This window comes from Flavobacterium sp. WC2509 (assembly GCF_052683105.1).
In genome coordinates this window covers 2,766,971-2,785,765 of sequence record NZ_JBQZFG010000001.1, presented here as the reverse complement: position 1 = coordinate 2,785,765, position 18,795 = coordinate 2,766,971, and the positions used below count along the sequence as shown (strand labels likewise).

The following is an 18,795-nucleotide window of genomic DNA, read 5'->3' as shown; positions in this document are numbered from 1 at the left end:
CACACTAAATAGACTTTCTTAAAAATATTAAATTACTATTTTTGCAATTCAACTCAAAACCTTCTCCATCGAGAAGGTTTTTTATGAATTAAAAATATGATTTTAGATCCAAATTACGTAGAACGATACGCAAATTCATTAATTACAACTATTTTAGAATATTCTCCTAAAGTCATTTCTGCTTTAATTATTCTATTTATTGGTCTATATGCCATTCGAATAATCAACAGGCTTATTCGAAAAATAATGGTTAAAAGAAACTTAGACCCAACTCTTAGCAAGTTTCTCGCCGATATTTTACTTTGGGTTTTAAGAGTATTATTATTTGTTACTTTTATCGATAAATTAGGAATTGGAACCTCTTCATTTGTAGCCATTCTAGGAGCAATGGGACTTGCTGTTGGTTTATCATTACAAGGTTCACTATCTAATTTTGCTGGAGGAATGCTTATTATTCTCTTCAAACCTTTTAAAGTTGGAGACACGATCGAAGCGCAAGGAATACAGGCTACAGTTTTGGAAATACAAATTTTTGTAACCAAATTAATCACTGGAAATAATCAAACTATTTTTATTCCGAATGGTACTTTATCAAATGGAACGATAATTAATTATTCTATGCAGGGATCTCGTAGAGCCGATTTGACAATTTCAATATCATACGGAACCGACCTTAAAAAAGCAAAAGATATTATAACTAAAGCTTTGGCTGAAAACCCAAAAATATTGACTTCGCCTGCTGCTGAAGTATCGGTTAAAAATTTAACGGACAGTTCTATCCAATTAGCAGTAAGACCTTGGGCAAAAAACGAAGATTTTAGTGGTGTAGTAGCAGCAACTTTGGAAGACTGCAAATTAGCTTTTGACAATGCTGGCATTGCTTTTCAGCCGTATGTTACGGAGCTATCCAACAGTAATACTCCTTCACAACAATATAATACAGTAATAAATAAAGGCTAACTACTTTTTTTAGGAGTAGTAATTAAAAAGTCTTTCAAATAATACGGTTCAAAATAAGCGACATCTACAGTGTCGCTTATTTTGTATTTATCAAAACTCAAAGCACTCATTTCATTGGCAGAAGGGTACTTAATTTCATCCAAAAAGATAAAATTCTCTTTGGTTAAAACCATTTTACATTTCTCGTTACAATCTCCAATAAAATAGAGTTTCTCAGTAAAATTTTCAAAAGAGTTTTCCTCAATAATTTCTGCTAAAACTTCTCGTTGTTTTTCTAAATCAGCAGAAAAAACAGCACTGTACACTTCCATTCTTCGGGCATCAATCATTGGTACAATTAACCCATCAGTAATCGAAACTTTTGAAGCTAGTGTTTGCAAAGTATCGACTGCAATTAATGGTATATTTAAAGCATAACACAAACCTTTGGCCGCAGAAACTCCTATTCGCAAGCCAGTGTAAGAACCTGGTCCCTGACTCACGGCAACAGCTATTAAATCTTTCAATTGAATTCCAGCTTCATTGATAATTTCTTCAATAAAAACATGTAAACGCTCTGCATGCGAATAGCCTTCTTCAGCAATTTCTTTACACAATATAGTTTTTCCTTCTTTTGCCAAAGCAATAGAACAATTTTTGGTAGCAGTTTCAATATTGAGAATGTAGGACACTTTATTTTAGATTTTAGATTGCTGATTTTAGATTTAAAGATCGAAAACATCAAATTCATGGATATGGTTGCAAATTTACACCGAATTTTCAAAATTCCTTATAAAAAAAGCACGTCTAGAAAAATCTATACGTGCTTCGAGTTTTTATTTAAAATTAAATCTAAGTTACTTTTTCTTATCTTCTTCCTTTGGAACAAACACTTTATCCCCAGAATTCAAATCTTTAGAAACCGTTGTATAAGGTCCTGTAATTATTACTTCTCCCTTTTTTAGTCCAGTTACAACTTCGATATTTGTGTCATCTTGAATTCCCGTTTTTATAATTCTGATCTTAGCTTTATCTCCAACTTTCACAAAAATACATTCTAGTTTTTTATCACTTTTAGGAGCTACCTTTTTCTCATCCTCATCTGGACCTCCCATTTGAGAAGGCTTAACTGCTGTTGTATCTGATTTAACCACAACAGCACTAATTGGCACTTGAACCACATTCGCTTTTGTAGTTGTAATAATATCAACTGTAGCCGTCATTCCAGGGCGAAAAGGAGAATATGAAACGGGTTTTCCAACTACCAAATCCTTATACGACTCTTTCAAAATTCGAACTTTAACTTTAAAATTAGTCACTTGATCAGCAGTTAAAGTAGAACTTGCAGAATTAGAAATACTAGTCACAACTCCTTTGAATTGTTTTTTCAAATAAGCATCTACTTCTACATTCGCCAAATCACCTACTTTTATTTTTACAATGTCATTTTCGTTAACATCAACTTCGACTTCCATATTGTTTAAGTTGGCTACCCTTAAAATTTCAGTACCAGCCATTTGTTGCGTTCCCAAAACTCTTTCACCAAGTTCTACATTCAACACCGATATTGTACCATCTGCAGGAGCATAAATAACAGTTCTGCCCAAATTATCTTTAGCTTCATTTACCGATGCTGAAGCACTTTGAACATTATAATAAGCAGACTTTTTGTTCGCTTTTGCTACTTCAAAAGAAGAAACTGCCTTGTCCCAATCGGATTTAGAGATAATTCCTTTTTCAAACAAAGTCTTATTTCTTTCATAATTTGCCTTAGCCTCAGTATATGATGCATCAGATTGGCTTAAACCTGCTTTCGAACCCGATAAATTAGCCACACTTCTATTTAATCCAGAAGTATACAAATCAGGATTTATTTTTACCAATAAATCTCCTTTTTTTACTACCTGCCCTTCTTTAATAGGTAAATCTATAATTTCACCAGAAACCATCGAAGCTATTTTTACTTCAATTTCGGGTTGAATTTTACCTGTAGCCGAAACGGTTTCTACAATTGTACCCACTTCAGCATTGGTGATTTCGACTTCTTTGCCTTTATCTTTATTCCCTATAATTCCGGCTTTAGATAGTCCTATCAGCAATCCAATGACAACTACTGCTACTCCTAATATGATATAAATTGTTTTTTTTGACATAATTAACTATTTTGTGGTAATTGGGACAATTGGAATTCCAAAGTAGAATTCAAGTATTTTAATTCGGAACATGTAACTGTATTTTGTTCTAATAACATCAGATTGTGCATTTGTTAGCAAAGTCTGTGCTTGTGTAAAATCAAAAGAATTCATCAAACCAACATCATACTTTTCTTTAGCAAAATTATAAGCTTGTTGCCTTGCTTCTAAAGTCACTGTTGCGGCATCATAAGTATTTAAAGCTCCTTTCGCATCAGTAAATGCCGTGTAAATGTTGCGTTGTAAATCTAAACTTTTTTGCTCTAAATCTATTTTAGACTTCTCTAAACTTAATTTATTACGCTCCACATTATTTCTAACTGAAAATCCGTTAAAAATTGGAACATTCAATTGAAAACCAAAGTTATGTCCTTTATTATCACTAAACTGATCCAAAACAGAATGTGGCCCTGAAAAAACCGGATTTCCGTTACCATCAGTTCCAACTAATCGGTCACTGTAACTTGCACTAGTCCCAAATTGATAAAAACCTCTTAATGTAGGCTGGTAAGCACCTTTTGCAATTGACACATTTTTTTCGGCTATTTCAAGATTAGTCTGAGCTAACTTTAATTCAGTTCTAATTTCTTTGGCCTTATTATAAATTTCAGTTGGTGATACAGCCATGATGTTATATTCGTCCTTTGCATTGGTATCATCAATTACATCAAAATCTGTAAACTCTTTTAATTGTAAAAGCTGTGCTAAACTCAATTTCGAAATCAATAAATTATTCTCCGAGATAGCAATATTTTGTTTATCTGTTGCCAAAGTAGCTTTTAAATCAAACAAATCACCTTTTGGTATTGATCCTGCTTTCACCAATTCTTCAGAACGTTTAAGCCGTTTTTCATCAATCGTTAATTGTTCGTTTTTTACTTTTAAATCTTCTTTGTAAGCTAGAATTTGAAGAAAAGCATTAGCAACATTTAGCGAAATATCTTCTTGCATTTTCAACAATTGATACTTTGATGCAATAATAGATAATTCTGCTTTTCTATAGGCATTTTGATTCTGCAAACCTTTATAAATATCAACACCTGCATTAATTCCTAACGAAGAATACTGTGTTGTTTGAGTTGAAGCAATATTGGTGACTGGGTTAACGTTCAGTCCTATATTCCAAGAGTGCGAAGCATTTCCACTTACAGATGGCAAATAACTGCCTAGTGCTCCTTTTTTATCAATTGCAGCATTTTTAACATCTAACTCAGAGAGTTTTATTGTTATATTATTGTCTAATGCATAACGCACAGACTCTTCTAATGTCCATTGTTTTGATTGCGCCTGAGTCGACAAACCAAACCCAAACAGCACGGCAAAAACAAGACTATTACACTTATTTATTTTCATATATTTTGAATGAAAGCATAGTAAAAAAGATACTACACAAATTTAACATTTTTTAAAACCAGCAAAACTCTTTTATACGTTCGAATTATTTTTTCTCATCTTCCTTTTTTAAACCTTGATTCCAAACTTTAATTTTATCAGAAGCTTTAATGCCACTTTTTACTTGAACATAAATCCCATCACTTACGCCAAGTACAATATCTTTCCTTTGGAAGTTTTGACCATTTAATTGAATTTCAACGTATGGCTTTAGTGTTTTTTTATCAAATTGTACTAACGCTTCTTTTATCGCTTGTACGTTATCAGCTTTTTCTAAAATGATAGAAGCATTAGCGCTTAATCCTGCTCTAATAAATGTATTATCCCTATTGGTTAGCGTCGCTTTAATTTCAAATTGAATAGCACCATTTTCAGTTTTACCTTTAGGAGCGATATCAGTCAAGATAGCAGTGAATTTTTTATTTTCGATAGCTCCAACAGTAATTTCAATTGGCATATTTAATTTTATTTTTCCTACTTCAGATTCGTCTACCTTACCAACAAATATCATTCTTCCAACGTCTGCTACACTCGCAATAGTTGTTCCTTCATTAAAATTATTACTCTCAATTACCTGATTACCTACTTTTACCGGAACATCAAGTACCATTCCGTTTACAGTAGAACGAATCAATGTATTCGCATAATTTCCTAATCCCGAACTCGTTCCTGTCTTTACGATATCAAATCCTTGAACAGAAGCGCTATAATTTTGTTTCGCTTGATTATAAGCTAATTGCGCTGCATCAAAATCATTCGCAGAAATCACCCCTTTATCAAATAAAGTTTTTTGTCTTTGATATAATTTCTCTTGATTATCTAATGCAATTCGGGCCGTTTTTACTTGATTTTGAGAACTACTCAAATTAGAAACATTGGCAACTACTTTAATTTTTGCAATCATATCGCCAGCTTTTACAGACTCTCCAGCTTTGATATATACCGATTCAATAATTCCAGAAATATTTGGTTTGATTAAAACTTCTTCATCTGGAACGATATTTCCTGTGGCAAGCGTGCTTTTTACGATGGATTTCACTTCGACTTTATCGGTTTCAAAAACGATAGGAGATTCCTGATTTTTGGCATATAAATAATATAGTGCCCCGAAAAAAACTATTGCAATTAAAATCAATATGGTTATGGTTACTCCTTTTTTCATTTTATAAATTTTTATTCGATTATTATTATTTTGATTGATTTTATTATTCTGTTCTTAAAGCATCAATAGGTTTTACATTTATTGCTGTTTGTGCGGGGATTAATCCGGCCAATAATCCCGAACCAACTAATATTAACAAAGCAATAAAAACGACCACTAAATCTACACTTGGATTCGCAAACATCATCCCATCTGTTGGCATTGATGACAAAACTAAATTCAAAATAGCGATTAAACCAGTCGCTACAGCAATACCAAACATTCCCGAAATTATTGTAAGAAAGATTGCTTCTAATAATATCTGGGATCGAATAGCACCCGGAGTTGCTCCTAATGCTCTTCTAATTCCTATTTCTTTAGTACGTTCTTTTACGACAATAAGCATGATATTTGAAATTCCAATAATACCCGATAATAATACTAAAGTCCCAACAAAATAGGCTATAAACTTTAAAATCATAAACAAATCCTGCACTTTTTGAAACTCAGCAAATAAATCAAAATTACCCACCGCTCTCTCATCATCAGGGTTAATAATATGTCTTTCACGCATGAAAGCAAGAATTTCAGGCTTCAGTTGGGTAATTGATGCATTATCATTTGCGGTAAGCGTCATCCAGCCTACAGTATCTCCATAATTAAAAACTTGCTGAAAGGTAGTAAAGGGAACAAATATATTTTTTTGAGCTGCTTCAGCATCACCATTATTGTTTCCTTTGGATTTGTAAACTCCAACCACCAAAAAGTTGACTCCATTAACTTTGATATATGTACCAATTACCTCTTCGGCTTTCACATACAATTCATTAATGACGCCTTGCCCAATAACACCTACTTTACGTCTCAAAAGAATATCTTGTTGATTTACAAAACGTCCTTTGATGATATCCATCTGCTCTTGCTTAATCAATTCTGGATAATCCCCATAAATCGTATAAGCTCCCGTTTTTGTCCCTCTAACAACATTACTAATTCCATCAAAATCACCTAATTGATTACGAGGAGAAACATATAATAAATCAGGAAATTTTTGTTTTAAAGCTTCAACATCATTATTTTTAAAATTATAACTTCGAATTTTAGGTAATCCTTTATAAGCTTTTGATGTTTTTTGAGTCCACATAAACATGGTATTGGTAGCAATACCATCAAATCCTTTTTTCACACCATTTTCAAGACCATTTGAAGCTGCTAATAAAATCACCAAAATAAAGATACCCCAAAACACACCAAAAGCGGTAAGTAGCGTTCGAAAGGTATTGGCAGTTAAAGCCTCTAGAATTTCATTCCAATTTTCTCTATCAAACATAATTATTCGTCTCTAAGTGCTACAATCGGTCTAATTTTGGCTGCTCTATAAGCAGGAACAAATCCTGCCAAAGCACCGGCAACTACCAAAACAATTAAGGTTGATACGGCTACAGTAAAATCTACTTGTGGATTTACAAAATAATCACTTTGCGCATGAGGTCCTATTAACTCTAAAAGAGCTAACCCTGTTAACAATCCCATGAACCCAGAAATAGTCGTAATAAAAATAGACTCGTGCAAAATCATTATAATAATTGAAACTGGCGAAGCTCCAAGCGCTTTCCGAATACCAATCTCTTTAGTTCTTTCCTTTACAATAATCATCATTATATTACTCACCCCAACAACTCCTGCAATAATGGTACATATTCCGACCCACCAAAAAAACAAACGGATATAAAGATTCAAATCATAAAATTTCTTCGCATCGACTACAGTATTATTCATTCCAATAGCACTTTCATCATCAGGAGCAATTCCGTTTTTGCCTTTTAATAGTATCTTCAAATCTGTAGTGAATTTCATCGCCTCTGCTAAAGCTTCTTCATAACTAACCTTCTTTTTTAGAGTATAAGCCATATAACTAACTTTATCCCCTAACCCAAAAACCTGTTGTGCAGTAGTCAAAGGCACGAACACCCTGCTTTCTTCTCGCTCTCCACCTGGATCTGTAAAAATACCAACTACTTTAAAATTGATATTATTCACTGTGATTTGTTCTCCAATAGGGTTTTTCCCTTTGAATAAATCTAAATTAATTTTTTGACCAATGACAGCCACTTTTTCATGGTGAATTAGATCATTTGGAGTAATATACCTTCCCTCAACAACAGATACGTTTTCAATTGCCAAACCATCAGGATAAACACCACGGTATTGGTAATTCCCAGATTCCTTACCATAAACTACACTTATTCCTCTAGCAGTATATATTGAGCTGTTTTTATCGAATTGCTCTCCAAATTTTTGAACTGAAGCATCATAATCACTATTTCTAAATTGTATTTGCCTTCCCGGATTTAACCCTTTGTAAGCCTTAGTTGTTGCACCAGACCAAACCTCAATTACACCAGCGGCATCTTGTTCAAATTGTTTTTCGATTCCGTTTTGCAACCCTTTTCCAACACCTAACAAAATCACCAAAATAAAGATACCCGAAGCCACCGAGATTCCCGTCAGGAAAGTTCTCAGTTTATTCTTGGCAATAGCCTCAAATATTTCCTCCCACCGTTCTATATTAAACATAAGAAGATGCTCTTACTTGTTCTACCATTTTATCATCAATGATTAATCCGTCCTTTAACACCACATTCCTTTTGCACATTGCTGCAATATCTGGTTCGTGAGTAACAATCAAAATGGTTTTTCCTTCATCATTAATTCCTTGAATCAACTCCATTACTTCATAAGAAGTTAATGTATCCAAAGCTCCAGTTGGTTCATCTGCCAATAAGACTTTTGGATTTGAAGCCAAAGCTCTGGCAATTGCAACACGTTGTTTTTGTCCTCCCGAAAGTTCGTTTGGTAAATGATGCGAATGCGAAGCTAAACCTACTTTCTCTAAATATTTCATAGCTATCTCATTGCGTTCTTTCCTTTTCATCCCTTGATAATACAACGGAAGAGCCACATTATCCAATGCACTTTTATAATTTATTAAGTTGAAAGATTGAAAAACAAAACCAAGAAATTGATTTCGGTATTTAGAAGCAATGGTTTCGTTTAATTTTTTGATAGGCACATTATCTAAAGTATAAAGTCCTGAGTCGGCCTCATCGAGTATTCCAAGAATATTCAACAACGTAGATTTTCCAGAACCAGATGAACCCATAATTGCAACCAATTCACCCTCTTTAATACTGAAATTAATTCCTTTTAGGACATGCAATTCGGTATGCCCCATTTTGTATGATTTATGTAAGTCTTTAATTTCAATCATAATTCTATATTTTTAAACAACACTAATAATCTTCCAAAAAAAATCAATAAGAAAAGAAATATTTAACTGAATCAATTTATTACATAAGACATATTTCTGTCAAAAATGTTACACCTACATTTAAAAATATATTTGTTTGATTACATTTGCTGACAAAAAAATGTAACAAATGCTAAAATCTTTTTTATATCTAGTTATTTTCACCTCAATTCTATCATTAACGATAAGCTGTTCTTCTACTTCACAAAAAATTGAAGCCTTAAAACCAGAACCAGACGATGCTGTGCCATTAACATATCAAAGCATCCCATCCTTTATCAATTTACCCGTTAGTGTTAAATTAAAAGACATTGAAAACCAAACCAATACTTTATTAAACGGCTTGATTTATGAAGACAATAAGATTGAAGATGATAATATTGAAATTAAAATCTGGAAGCAAGCTCCAATAACTATCGTTAATGACAATGCAAAAGAAGGCGAAAAAATAAAAACTGTTTTACCATTAAAAGTTTGGGTAAAATACCGAATTGGAACCAAAACCATGGGTGTTGAGTTATACAAAAATCAGGAATTTAATCTAAACGGGGTAATCACATTATTAAGTAGTGTGAGTTTAAACAATTGGAAACTTAACTCTAAAACAAACCTAAAATCCCTAGATTGGACTGAAAGTCCAACAATGACCGTTTTTGGAAAAAATATGCCAGTGACCTACCTTATCAATCCTGCCATCAGTCTTTTTAAATCACAGATAGAAAAAAGCATTGACACAGCAATTGAAGAATCAATGGATTTTAAACCAAATGTTTTAGATGCCATTTCTAAAATAAGCACCCCTTTTGAAATGAGTCAAGAGTATAAAAGCTGGCTTAGAATTGTTCCATTAGAAGTATATTCTACAAATGCCAAACTTAAAAATGACTCCTTTTTGCTCAACATGGGGATGAAATGCAATATGGAAACATTAATTGGTAAAAAACCAGAATCAAAATTCGAAAAAAACAAAATCGTACTAAAAGCAGTAGATAAAATCCCGGAACAAATTGCTGCTAATATCGCTGCCGTTTCTACTTATCAAGAAGCCTCGAGAGTAATGACTACAAATTTCGTTGGACAAGAATTTGGGTCAGGAAGCAAAAAAGTAAAAGTTCAAAATGTTGCTATTTGGCACAAAAATGGCAAGATTGTTATCGCTTTGGATCTTTTAGGAACAGTAAATGGAACTGTCTATTTAAATGGCATTCCTCAATATAATGATACAACCAAAGAAATCTATTTTGATAAATTAGATTATATCTTGGATACCAAAAGTAGATTAATGAGAACTGCAAACTGGTTAGCCCAAGGAGTTATTTTGAGAAAAATGGAAGAAAGTTGTCGTTATTCTATCAAACAAAATCTGGATGAAGCCAAACAAAGCATGGCAGCTTACTTAAAAAATTATTCCCCTATGCCTGGAGTTTTCATTAATGGAAAAATGGACGATATTCAGTTTCAAAAAATAGAATTGACTAATCAAGCTATTATTGCTTTTATTAAAGTGAATGGAATCATCAACGTATCTATTGATGGACTGAAGTAGAGTTATCAGTGATTATAAAAAAAAATCAGTTTCTGAAAATATTTTCAGAAACTGATTTTTTTTTAATTCCAATTTGAAATTGATATTGAAATTGATTTTTGCTATTATTATTTAGGATTTCTTCTTTTTCATCCTATAAATGTAAATACCAATTAAAGCAACAAGAATATACGGAATGACCATTAAATAAACGATACCATCATTTATCGCCTCTGCTTTGACTTTATTTTCATCTCCACCTAAAGCAGCACGACACATAGCGCATTGCGCAAAAGAAGAAACAGAAAAGAATAAAGAACATAGAATGTAGAAATACACTCTTGATCTAATTCTTCCTTTTTGTATTTTGCTTTTTGTATTTTCTAAACTAAACATAATAAGGCGAAATCATTAAATACACAATTACACCAGTTACAGCAACATATAACCAAATTGGAAAAGTAATTTTCGCAATTTTTTTATGTTTATCAAATTTACTTGCTAATGCACGAACATACGTTATCAAAACCAATGGGATAATTGCGATTGACAAAATGATATGTGTAATTAAAATAAAGAAATACACATATTTCAGCGCTCCTTCACCGCCATATTTAGTAGATTCAGCAGTCATGTGATACGCTACATACATGGCTAAAAAAGCAACAGAACATCCAATAGCTGTTTTCATTAACAACTCATGACGTTTGCTATTTCCATTTTTAATTGCAATAACTCCCAAAACCAACAATATAGCTGTTATTCCATTTACCGTTGCATAAATAGGAGGCAAAAACGTTAATGGAGCCACATCAATCCCAAAATCCTTTAATTTCACTAAAAAAAGAATAGCTACTACAACAGGAATTGCGATTGACAACAACACAATCCATTTATTATATTTTTGTTCTATGGTATTATTTTCCATTATCTATTAATCTACTTTTTTATTTGTAATTCTATTTATTCTTTCAACAAAGCCTGAATATCTTGTTGAATTTCTCTGATTCCTTTTTTCTCAAGTCCGTCGTAATATAAAATAGGATTTCCATAATCATCCTTTCTACATCTGATATTACCATTTTTATCAATCAAGGCAAAAAGACCAGAATGTTCGAAACCTCCATTAACCTTACTATTTTCACCTACATAGATATTAAAACCTTTATTAGAAAGATTATAGATATATCCTTTATCACCAGTCAAGAAATTCCAATTAGCAGATTTTACACCCAGTAATTTAGCATGCTCTTTTAAAACTTCTGGAGTATCATGCACAGGATCTATAGTAATAGAAGCAATACCAAAATTTGGATTTCCAAAAAAAGTATTTTGCAATGTTACCATATTGGCATTCATTTTTGGACAAATAGAAGGACAAGTAGCGAAGAAAAATTCTAAAACATATACTTTTCCTTTATAAAAATCATTCGATACTTTTACATTATCTTGATTTGTCAGTTCAAATTTTGGAGCAGGGCCAATTTTAACTAACTTTTGATCTTCTTCTTTAGAACCGCCTACTTTATCCAAACGATCCCCTTGAACAATACTGTTATTATTTACCCTCTCAACAATTTTAGGAACTGCATAAATCCCAAAAACTAGTATGATAAAGGAAATTCCTATATATGACTTATTTTTTAACATCTAATTGTTTTGTTGCGTTATGATTCTTTTTTAGAGCTGCGCGGTACTCATAGAGGATAACCTTAAAATCATCTAACATTTCATTACTCAAATCTGCTGGATGAAAAGTACTATACCCTTCTTTATAACCTTTCTTTTCTTTTCTACCTCTTAAGTTTCTCTCTTTATCTACAATGTAAACATTAGGAGTTCCGAAATCAGCTTCCAGATTCCCTTTTAATTTTAATTGGCTATAAAACAATTTAATTTCCTCTGGAGTAGTAAAAACAAAATGCCAATTACTCACATCTGTAAAAGTTCCCAAAGCACTAAGTACACTTTTAACTTCTTCTTCAGTACCTAAAGGAGCTACAACAACAAACTGTAGATCTTTAAAATCATGATAGCGCTGGTAAATTTTTTCATTTAAGTTGAAATAATTACCTCTGTTTTTAAGAATTTCAGTGCCCGAAAAACCAAGAATCGTAATTTTATTATTTAGACTAACTTTTTCACCATTCAGAGATTTCCATTCACCAAAATCAGGAATCTTATGCGTTATTACTGGTAATTTTGTAAAGCTATTAACCCCTGAAGCGAAAAAAAGATAGGCTACGATAGGCAATACAAACAACACAAAAAGAACTATATTTTTTTTCATTATGGTATTGTATAATTTATTGTATTAAAATAAAAAAAGGCATCCGTTATAACGGACACCTTTAATATTGAATTAATATCTAGTTAAAAATTCCATTTAATAGTAGAATTTTTAAAAACCTCAAATACATAATCTCCTTCAGTCAATAAAATAAAAAGTAAATAACAAACCAAGAATATTAATGGTAAAACAACTGATCTTCTCAACCATTTATTTTCACCTTCCATGTGCATAAATGCCCATACAATATAATAAGCTTTAACTAAAGTCAAAATAATAAACAACCAGTTTAACAAACTCATTGTTAAAAAAGTATTCATATATAAAGCATCTGGTCTAATGATACCAAAAGCAACCTCAACTGTTGTGATTAAAGAAAGAAGACCGAAAACAGTCCAAATTCTTTTTGTATTAGAAACATGTTCGTGTGACATAATAATAAAATCTAAAATTAAACTAAATAGAAGAATGTGAATACAAATACCCAAACTAAGTCAACAAAGTGCCAGTACAGACCCACTTTTTCAACCATTTCATAACTACCTCTTTTCTCATAAGTTCCTAAAAGAACATTAAAGAAAATGATGATATTGATTACTATTCCTGAAAATACGTGGAAACCGTGGAAACCAGTGATAAAGAAGAAGAAATCAGCAAAAAGCTTACTTCCGTATTCATTATGAGTTAGATTAGCTCCTTCGATTACTAATTTAGCTTGATCCAAACGCACTTGAGATTCTTCTCTTGAAAGTATAATTTTCTTTTTGTCTTTATTTAGAGTTTCAATTCTAATCAAAACTTCAGGATGAGCTTTAAATCCAGCTTGAACCTCAGCAACAGTATAGTTAGGAATAGTTGATTCTTCCATAAACCATTTTCCTCTTGCTCTAGATAACTGCTCTCTTTCAACAGGCAATTTAGCTGCAAATTCTTCTAAAGCAACACGGTGTCCTTCTTTATCAACAAACTGTAGTAAACTACCTCCTGTTGTTTCAACAGCACCATATTCACCTTTGATAAAGTTTTTCCATTCCCAAGCTTGAGAACCAACGAAGATAAGTCCTCCAATAATTGTTAAAAACATATAAATGGCAACTTTATCTTTTTTCATTTGATGACCTGCATCAACGGCTAAAACCATTGTTACAGATGAAAAAATCAAAATAAAAGTCATCAATGCCACATAATACATCGGAGCTGAGACTCCGTGTAAAAACGGAAAGTGTGTAAACACCTCATCGGCCAATGGCCAAGTTTCAATAAATTTAAATCTAGAAAATCCGTAGGCTGCTAAAAATCCAGAGAACGTTAAGGCATCTGATACGATAAAAAACCACATCATTAATTTACCATAACTGGCTCCCATTGGCTCATTTCCGCCTCCCCAAGTTTTTTCACTATTTGCAGTAGTTACTGTCGCTTCCATAAAAGTTATTCGTTAAAAAGTTCCCAAATTTACGTTTTTTTCTTATTTAAAGAAATATAAAAATAAAAATAAATAAACCCACAAGAAATCAAGAAAGTGCCAGTACATCGCACCTAGTTCTATTCCAAGAGTTTGTGTTGAATTATATTTTTGTTTAAAATGATTATAAATAATAATTAGTAATGATATCATACCTCCAGCCAAGTGCAACAAATGTACAATTACTACAATATACAAAAAAGTGGTAGTAATAGAACTGGCGCTTCCAGTAAAATAATATCCATTTTCTACTATCTGACCAAAGCCAACAAATTGCATTATTACAAACAAAATACCTAAAGCCAGCGTAGCCAAAAGCAACAATGTAGTCTTACTTTGATTGTCCTTTTGAATAGCCTTTTTAGCCAAATGAAAAGTAACACTACAGCCAATAATAGCTATAGTACTAAAATAAAAACCTGACGGTAATTGAAAATTCTTCAACCAATCTGCTCTTGATTGACTTACCACATAAGCACTCGTGAGACCTGCAAACATCATTGTCATGCTCACCATTGCGAACAACAATATCAATTTGTACGATCTTGCCGTTCTCGATTTATAATCTCCGGCTGTCATTGTAACTTCCATAATTATCTTAAAAATTTATCTACTATATACACTAATTGCAATAACGTAATATACGAAACACTAACTAACATTAATGTTCGTGCGGCTTTTGCCGTTTTTATCTGATACAATCGAACTGAATAAAACAATACCCAAAGCCCAAGCAACAATACTAAAACAGCAGCAATTGGAGAAAGAAACAAATGCCCAGTACGCCCCAATGCAGGCAACAATGATGCAATTATTAACCAAACGCTGTATAAAATAATTTGCAATGATGTTCCTTTATCTTTCTTACCAGTAGGCAACATAAAGAAACCTGCTTTTTCATAATCTTCATATAAAAACCAGCCAATTGCCCAAAAATGAGGGAATTGCCAGAAAAACTGAATTAAAAACAAAGTTCCTGCTTCTATTCCAAATTCACCAGTAGCTGCAACCCAACCTAACATAAATGGAATTGCACCAGGAAAAGCTCCTACAAAAACAGCAAGTGGTGTTACGGTTTTAAGTGGTGTATAAATACTAGTATATAGAAAAATAGAAATAGCGCCAAACATGGCTGATTTTGGATTGATTGTATACAACAAAGCAATACCTAAAACAGTAAGCAGACTTGCCACAAGAAGTGCCAAACGAGGAGACATCCTTCCTGATGCTACAGGACGATTTTTTGTACGATCCATCAACGAATCTAAATCTTTTTCTATAACCTGATTGTAAGCATTCGAAGCTCCAACCATGCAATAACCTCCTATCGCTAGTTTCAATAAAACCAACCAACTAAAAGGATGTGCGCTATCAAAACCAAGAACATAACCTGCAATTGAAGAAAAGACAACACTTATGGCTAAACCAGCCTTTGTAATTGCTTTAAAATCAAAATAAATAGATTTGATGGAAATGAAATTTGGTGTTGTACTCAATGTAGATAATATTGATGTTTTTTTGAAAACTTGTGCAAAGATACAAATTAGATTCAAAAATGGTCTATGAATTTATAATTTGAAAAAATTGTTGCTTTTTTAATCCATTTTTACGGCATAATCACCAAGAAAAAAATATTTATATCCTAAAAATACTAATAATCAAAGTACCAATTAAACACATCTGACCTAAAACCAACAGTAAACCAAGTTGTCTGTTCCTTAAAAACAGTTGCTGTATTAGTTGTTGGATCAAAATTTCTATATAAAAAATTACCAAAAAATTTAAAATTAGTAGCCGGATTAACCAAATATCCTACTTGAACTTCGGATACAAAAACACTTGTTTTATTTCCTTGACCAACTTTAACCCCTTTATCATAAGGTCTGTTTGTATCATAATCTTTGTAGATATTTTGTCCATAATTATAAGTATTATCAGCAGTATCAAAATCAAAACCACGAGTTCCAACAGTAAACTTAGTATTGGCATAAAAACGGTCTTTGTTATAATAGCCTAATAAAACCAATTCCTGAAAATTACCACCCCATTGGTGCCCTAAACTTTGATTGTTATGACCATAATTTGTAATTGGCTCACTATGCGAGTACACGTAAGGACGCACATGATTAAACTCTAATTGCAAGGTCAAATTGTCTACATTAAATGCCTTATAATATTTAGCTCCTAATTGATAACCTAATTTATTCTTCCAACTACCATCTCCGGCAGCAATATCACCACTAGAAAACTCATCAATGAGAAATTGCCCATAAAGATTTACTTGATTATTCCATTTATATTTTGATGTAAATCCTAAAAGAGCATTACCACTTTTAGAAGAAGAAGAAAACTCAACAGCTCGGTAAAAAACAATAGGATTAACAAAATTGGCATCAAAACCTCTGCCATTTGTATTGGTCCAAACAACCGATTCAAATAAACCTAAATTAAATCTATTGGATATATTCCAACTCAAATAATGATTTACAACATATTTTGAAGCGTAAGTTTTATCTAGTGTAACATCGGGACGAACATCTTTCAGCCACATATAATCTACAGTATATTTTATTTTCCAAAAATTAGCATTAATCTTAAAAAAAGGATACGGACTAGCTCCATCACTTAAAAGCAAAGAACGATACCCATCACCAATAAAATTCTTACCGTACCCTAATTGCAAATCCAAAAACTTGGCAGCATTGTACGTAATATTAGCATCCGCCAAAGGAAAATCATAACCATCTGTCCCATATTGCTTAGCAATCCCTATTCCTGGAACGATAGCGGGATTACCTCCAGATGGTTTAATAGAATTAGCATAAGCATTATAATAATCAGCAAAACGCCCTTGACTCTCATAGAAAGTAGTAGTAAAATTTAAACGCGAACCTAACCCTCCTTTAACGTTAAGCGCTCGTGTATTCACATACGTGTAATCACTTGAACTTGGATTAGAAATACCTCCTTGAACATTAAACAAAAAATTCAATGCGAACCAATAATCTTCTCCCTGAATTTCGGCTAAATTTTCATTCCATGTTTTTCGTCCCCACCAACTCTTTTTGTCCTTCATCAGACTAGCATTGACTTTTTGAAAATTATAATATTTTTCAACTTCAGCATATGTATATGGTTTTGAAGCCGTATGATTATTACTTCCAACTTTATTCATTTCTGCATCAAATTCAGCATAATAACTATGCGAAAAAGGAATACTTAAATGACTTGTAAATTGAGGATTATCAAATCGCTTATAAACAATACTATCTAACTCTGTTAAACCAGCATTAATATTGATATTGTCATTTTTGATTTTTGCAGCAGCGGCAATTTCCTCCGGAGATAATAACGGAATCGCAATACTTAAATTGAACTTAGAATACGTTGGATTGCCATTATAAGTTGGCGGATCTATTGTTGGCAATTTACCAAAAACCCTTTTTGTTTCTGTTATTAACTCTTCATTACTTGAATTCACAAATAACACTTTAAACTTACCTTCAGCATCAACTTCAAAAAGCACTTTTACAATCCCTTTGTATTGATTTTGTTTCAGCTTTTCTGGCACTTGAAAATTTTGATACACAAATTGTTGCACTTCTTTATAAAAACAAGTTTCTAATTCTTGTCGCTCTAAATTTTTACAATTTGGAAAAACAGGGAATCGATCATCCGAAGATTCAGAGTGATTACTACTTGGAGTTTGCGCATTAATAGCGAATGCAGAAAAAATTAAAAGAAAAGTCAGGGCTTTTTTAATCATTTTATTTTATGTCAAATCAATATTTTGAAGATGTTTCTTCACCATTTGCAATAGCTTTTGCACCCGATGTCCCAATACGTTGTACACCAAGATCGATCATTTCTATCGCTTCTTTATAAGTTCTTACTCCACCAGCTGCTTTTACTGGAAGTGGTGAAGCGTTATTTAGCATTATAGTAATTGAAGATATTGTAGCTCCATTAGGCAAATCATTTTCAGTTTTAAAAAAACCTGTAGATGATTTCACAAAAACAGAACTATATGCTTCTGGTTTAAAATTAGCGACTACCACATTTTTAATTAATGCAGTTAGTTCGGCTATTTGTGCATCATTGAGTGCTGCTACTTCAATAATCCATTTTACAATTTTATTATTACTCAGTCCCAGTTGAGTCCCTTTCAATATTTCATCTTTAACCAGATCGATTTTACCTGCCTTAAAAGCTTCATAATTACAAACGAAATCTAATTCATCAGCACCATTCTGAATACATTCAAAAGCTTCTTCTAACTTTTTAATGATAGAAGAACTCCCTTCAGGAAAATCAATAACCGTGCCTACTAAAACCTTTGAATTCGCTTCGACAATCATTTGACTTGCTAAAGCGACTCTATCAGGACGAATCATTATCAGCTTGAAGTTTTCATCTATTGCTTCTTGAATAAATTTTTGAGCAACAGCTTCGTTCTCACTTTCGCTTAAACCTGCCTGACTATTTGTTTTTAAATAGGTCGAATCCAAATAATTTTTAATATCCATTCTCACAATTTAAAA

General features: G+C 32.4%; 19 protein-coding genes. 2 read left to right on the top strand and 17 right to left on the bottom strand.

Going from position 1 to position 18,795, the window contains the following annotated elements; translation table 11 throughout:
- Positions 1–96: 96 nt before the first annotated feature.
- On the top strand, positions 97–960 hold the full coding sequence (locus ACUN3A_RS11565) for a mechanosensitive ion channel family protein (protein ID WP_445551443.1): 864 nt from the start codon (positions 97–99) through the stop codon (positions 958–960).
- Here ACUN3A_RS11565 and tsaB read toward each other — a convergent pair.
- The 7 genes from tsaB to ACUN3A_RS11530 form a co-directional block, all read right to left on the bottom strand.
- Positions 957–1,631 carry a tRNA (adenosine(37)-N6)-threonylcarbamoyltransferase complex dimerization subunit type 1 TsaB gene (tsaB, locus tag ACUN3A_RS11560; protein ID WP_445551442.1) on the bottom strand — a complete coding sequence of 225 codons (675 nt, stop codon included), beginning with the start codon at positions 1,629–1,631 and terminating at the stop codon, positions 957–959. The genes ACUN3A_RS11565 and tsaB overlap by 4 nt on opposite strands.
- 165 nt (positions 1,632–1,796) lie before the next feature.
- Positions 1,797–3,092, bottom strand: coding sequence for an efflux RND transporter periplasmic adaptor subunit (locus ACUN3A_RS11555; RefSeq protein ID WP_445551441.1), 1,296 nt, complete (start codon positions 3,090–3,092; stop codon positions 1,797–1,799).
- Positions 3,093–3,098: 6 nt separating this feature from the next.
- A complete protein-coding gene (locus tag ACUN3A_RS11550; protein ID WP_445551440.1) occupies positions 3,099–4,484 on the bottom strand; it encodes a TolC family protein in 1,386 nt (461 codons plus the stop codon).
- 85 nt (positions 4,485–4,569) lie between these two features.
- Positions 4,570–5,685 carry an efflux RND transporter periplasmic adaptor subunit gene (locus ACUN3A_RS11545; protein WP_445551439.1) on the bottom strand — a complete coding sequence of 372 codons (1,116 nt, stop codon included), beginning with the start codon at positions 5,683–5,685 and terminating at the stop codon, positions 4,570–4,572.
- A 43-nt stretch (positions 5,686–5,728) separates the two neighbouring features.
- Positions 5,729–6,994: an ABC transporter permease gene (locus ACUN3A_RS11540; RefSeq protein WP_445551438.1), complete on the bottom strand. Its 1,266-nt coding sequence runs from the start codon at positions 6,992–6,994 to the stop codon at positions 5,729–5,731.
- Between the two features lie 2 nt (positions 6,995–6,996).
- Positions 6,997–8,241 (bottom strand): ABC transporter permease, encoded by a 1,245-nt coding sequence (locus ACUN3A_RS11535; RefSeq protein WP_445551437.1) that lies wholly within the window; start codon positions 8,239–8,241, stop codon positions 6,997–6,999.
- A complete protein-coding gene (locus tag ACUN3A_RS11530) occupies positions 8,234–8,935 on the bottom strand; it encodes an ABC transporter ATP-binding protein (protein WP_445551436.1) in 702 nt (233 codons plus the stop codon). The genes ACUN3A_RS11535 and ACUN3A_RS11530 overlap by 8 nt, the downstream gene beginning before the upstream one ends.
- Before the next feature lie 169 nt (positions 8,936–9,104).
- Here ACUN3A_RS11530 and ACUN3A_RS11525 point away from each other — a divergent pair, with 169 nt between their 5' ends.
- On the top strand, positions 9,105–10,520 hold the full coding sequence (locus tag ACUN3A_RS11525; protein ID WP_445551435.1) for a DUF4403 family protein: 1,416 nt from the start codon (positions 9,105–9,107) through the stop codon (positions 10,518–10,520).
- A gap of 111 nt (positions 10,521–10,631) precedes the next feature.
- Here the strand turns inward: ACUN3A_RS11525 and ACUN3A_RS11520 are convergent, their stop codons facing one another.
- From ACUN3A_RS11520 to deoC, 10 genes are all read right to left on the bottom strand, one after another.
- Positions 10,632–10,895, bottom strand: coding sequence for a hypothetical protein (locus tag ACUN3A_RS11520; RefSeq protein ID WP_445551434.1), 264 nt, complete (start codon positions 10,893–10,895; stop codon positions 10,632–10,634).
- Positions 10,888–11,427, bottom strand: a complete 540-nt coding sequence (locus tag ACUN3A_RS11515; protein WP_445551433.1) for a DUF420 domain-containing protein — start codon at positions 11,425–11,427, stop codon at positions 10,888–10,890. Before ACUN3A_RS11515 ends, ACUN3A_RS11520 begins: the two co-directional genes overlap by 8 nt.
- A gap of 35 nt (positions 11,428–11,462) precedes the next feature.
- On the bottom strand, positions 11,463–12,149 hold the full coding sequence (locus ACUN3A_RS11510) for an SCO family protein (RefSeq protein WP_445551432.1): 687 nt from the start codon (positions 12,147–12,149) through the stop codon (positions 11,463–11,465).
- Entirely contained in the window at positions 12,136–12,789 is a 654-nt protein-coding gene (locus ACUN3A_RS11505; protein ID WP_445551431.1) for a hypothetical protein, read from the bottom strand. Before ACUN3A_RS11505 ends, ACUN3A_RS11510 begins: the two co-directional genes overlap by 14 nt.
- A gap of 83 nt (positions 12,790–12,872) precedes the next feature.
- On the bottom strand, positions 12,873–13,223 hold the full coding sequence (locus tag ACUN3A_RS11500) for a cytochrome C oxidase subunit IV family protein (protein ID WP_445551430.1): 351 nt from the start codon (positions 13,221–13,223) through the stop codon (positions 12,873–12,875).
- Positions 13,224–13,240: 17 nt separating this feature from the next.
- Positions 13,241–14,215, bottom strand: coding sequence for a cytochrome c oxidase subunit 3 (locus ACUN3A_RS11495; RefSeq protein WP_445551429.1), 975 nt, complete (start codon positions 14,213–14,215; stop codon positions 13,241–13,243).
- A 42-nt stretch (positions 14,216–14,257) separates the two neighbouring features.
- Positions 14,258–14,845: a cytochrome c oxidase subunit 3 gene (locus ACUN3A_RS11490; RefSeq protein WP_445551428.1), complete on the bottom strand. Its 588-nt coding sequence runs from the start codon at positions 14,843–14,845 to the stop codon at positions 14,258–14,260.
- A gap of 2 nt (positions 14,846–14,847) precedes the next feature.
- Complete coding sequence (gene cyoE, locus ACUN3A_RS11485) at positions 14,848–15,750, bottom strand: heme o synthase (RefSeq protein WP_445551427.1); 903 nt, start codon at positions 15,748–15,750, stop codon at positions 14,848–14,850.
- Positions 15,751–15,905: 155 nt separating this feature from the next.
- Entirely contained in the window at positions 15,906–18,020 is a 2,115-nt protein-coding gene (locus ACUN3A_RS11480) for a gliding motility protein RemB (protein WP_445551426.1), read from the bottom strand.
- A 16-nt stretch (positions 18,021–18,036) separates the two neighbouring features.
- Positions 18,037–18,780 carry a deoxyribose-phosphate aldolase gene (gene deoC / locus ACUN3A_RS11475; protein WP_445551425.1) on the bottom strand — a complete coding sequence of 248 codons (744 nt, stop codon included), beginning with the start codon at positions 18,778–18,780 and terminating at the stop codon, positions 18,037–18,039.
- Positions 18,781–18,795 lie beyond the last annotated feature (15 nt).

Excerpts from the sequence above, each read along its gene's own strand:
- ACUN3A_RS11565 (WP_445551443.1), top strand. The coding sequence starts at position 97 with ATGATTTTAGATCCAAATTACGTAGAACGATACGCAAATTCATTAATT.
- ACUN3A_RS11555 (WP_445551441.1), bottom strand. The coding sequence starts at position 3,092 with ATGTCAAAAAAAACAATTTATATCATATTAGGAGTAGCAGTAGTTGTC.
- ACUN3A_RS11550 (WP_445551440.1), bottom strand. The coding sequence starts at position 4,484 with ATGAAAATAAATAAGTGTAATAGTCTTGTTTTTGCCGTGCTGTTTGGG.
- ACUN3A_RS11545 (WP_445551439.1), bottom strand. The coding sequence starts at position 5,685 with ATGAAAAAAGGAGTAACCATAACCATATTGATTTTAATTGCAATAGTT.
- ACUN3A_RS11540 (WP_445551438.1), bottom strand. The coding sequence starts at position 6,994 with ATGTTTGATAGAGAAAATTGGAATGAAATTCTAGAGGCTTTAACTGCC.
- ACUN3A_RS11535 (WP_445551437.1), bottom strand. The coding sequence starts at position 8,241 with ATGTTTAATATAGAACGGTGGGAGGAAATATTTGAGGCTATTGCCAAG.
- ACUN3A_RS11530 (WP_445551436.1), bottom strand. The coding sequence starts at position 8,935 with ATGATTGAAATTAAAGACTTACATAAATCATACAAAATGGGGCATACC.
- ACUN3A_RS11525 (WP_445551435.1), top strand. The coding sequence starts at position 9,105 with ATGCTAAAATCTTTTTTATATCTAGTTATTTTCACCTCAATTCTATCA.
- ACUN3A_RS11520 (WP_445551434.1), bottom strand. The coding sequence starts at position 10,895 with ATGTTTAGTTTAGAAAATACAAAAAGCAAAATACAAAAAGGAAGAATT.
- ACUN3A_RS11515 (WP_445551433.1), bottom strand. The coding sequence starts at position 11,427 with ATGGAAAATAATACCATAGAACAAAAATATAATAAATGGATTGTGTTG.
- ACUN3A_RS11510 (WP_445551432.1), bottom strand. The coding sequence starts at position 12,149 with ATGTTAAAAAATAAGTCATATATAGGAATTTCCTTTATCATACTAGTT.
- ACUN3A_RS11505 (WP_445551431.1), bottom strand. The coding sequence starts at position 12,789 with ATGAAAAAAAATATAGTTCTTTTTGTGTTGTTTGTATTGCCTATCGTA.
- ACUN3A_RS11500 (WP_445551430.1), bottom strand. The coding sequence starts at position 13,223 with ATGTCACACGAACATGTTTCTAATACAAAAAGAATTTGGACTGTTTTC.
- ACUN3A_RS11495 (WP_445551429.1), bottom strand. The coding sequence starts at position 14,215 with ATGGAAGCGACAGTAACTACTGCAAATAGTGAAAAAACTTGGGGAGGC.
- ACUN3A_RS11490 (WP_445551428.1), bottom strand. The coding sequence starts at position 14,845 with ATGGAAGTTACAATGACAGCCGGAGATTATAAATCGAGAACGGCAAGA.
- ACUN3A_RS11480 (WP_445551426.1), bottom strand. The coding sequence starts at position 18,020 with ATGATTAAAAAAGCCCTGACTTTTCTTTTAATTTTTTCTGCATTCGCT.
- deoC (WP_445551425.1), bottom strand. The coding sequence starts at position 18,780 with ATGGATATTAAAAATTATTTGGATTCGACCTATTTAAAAACAAATAGT.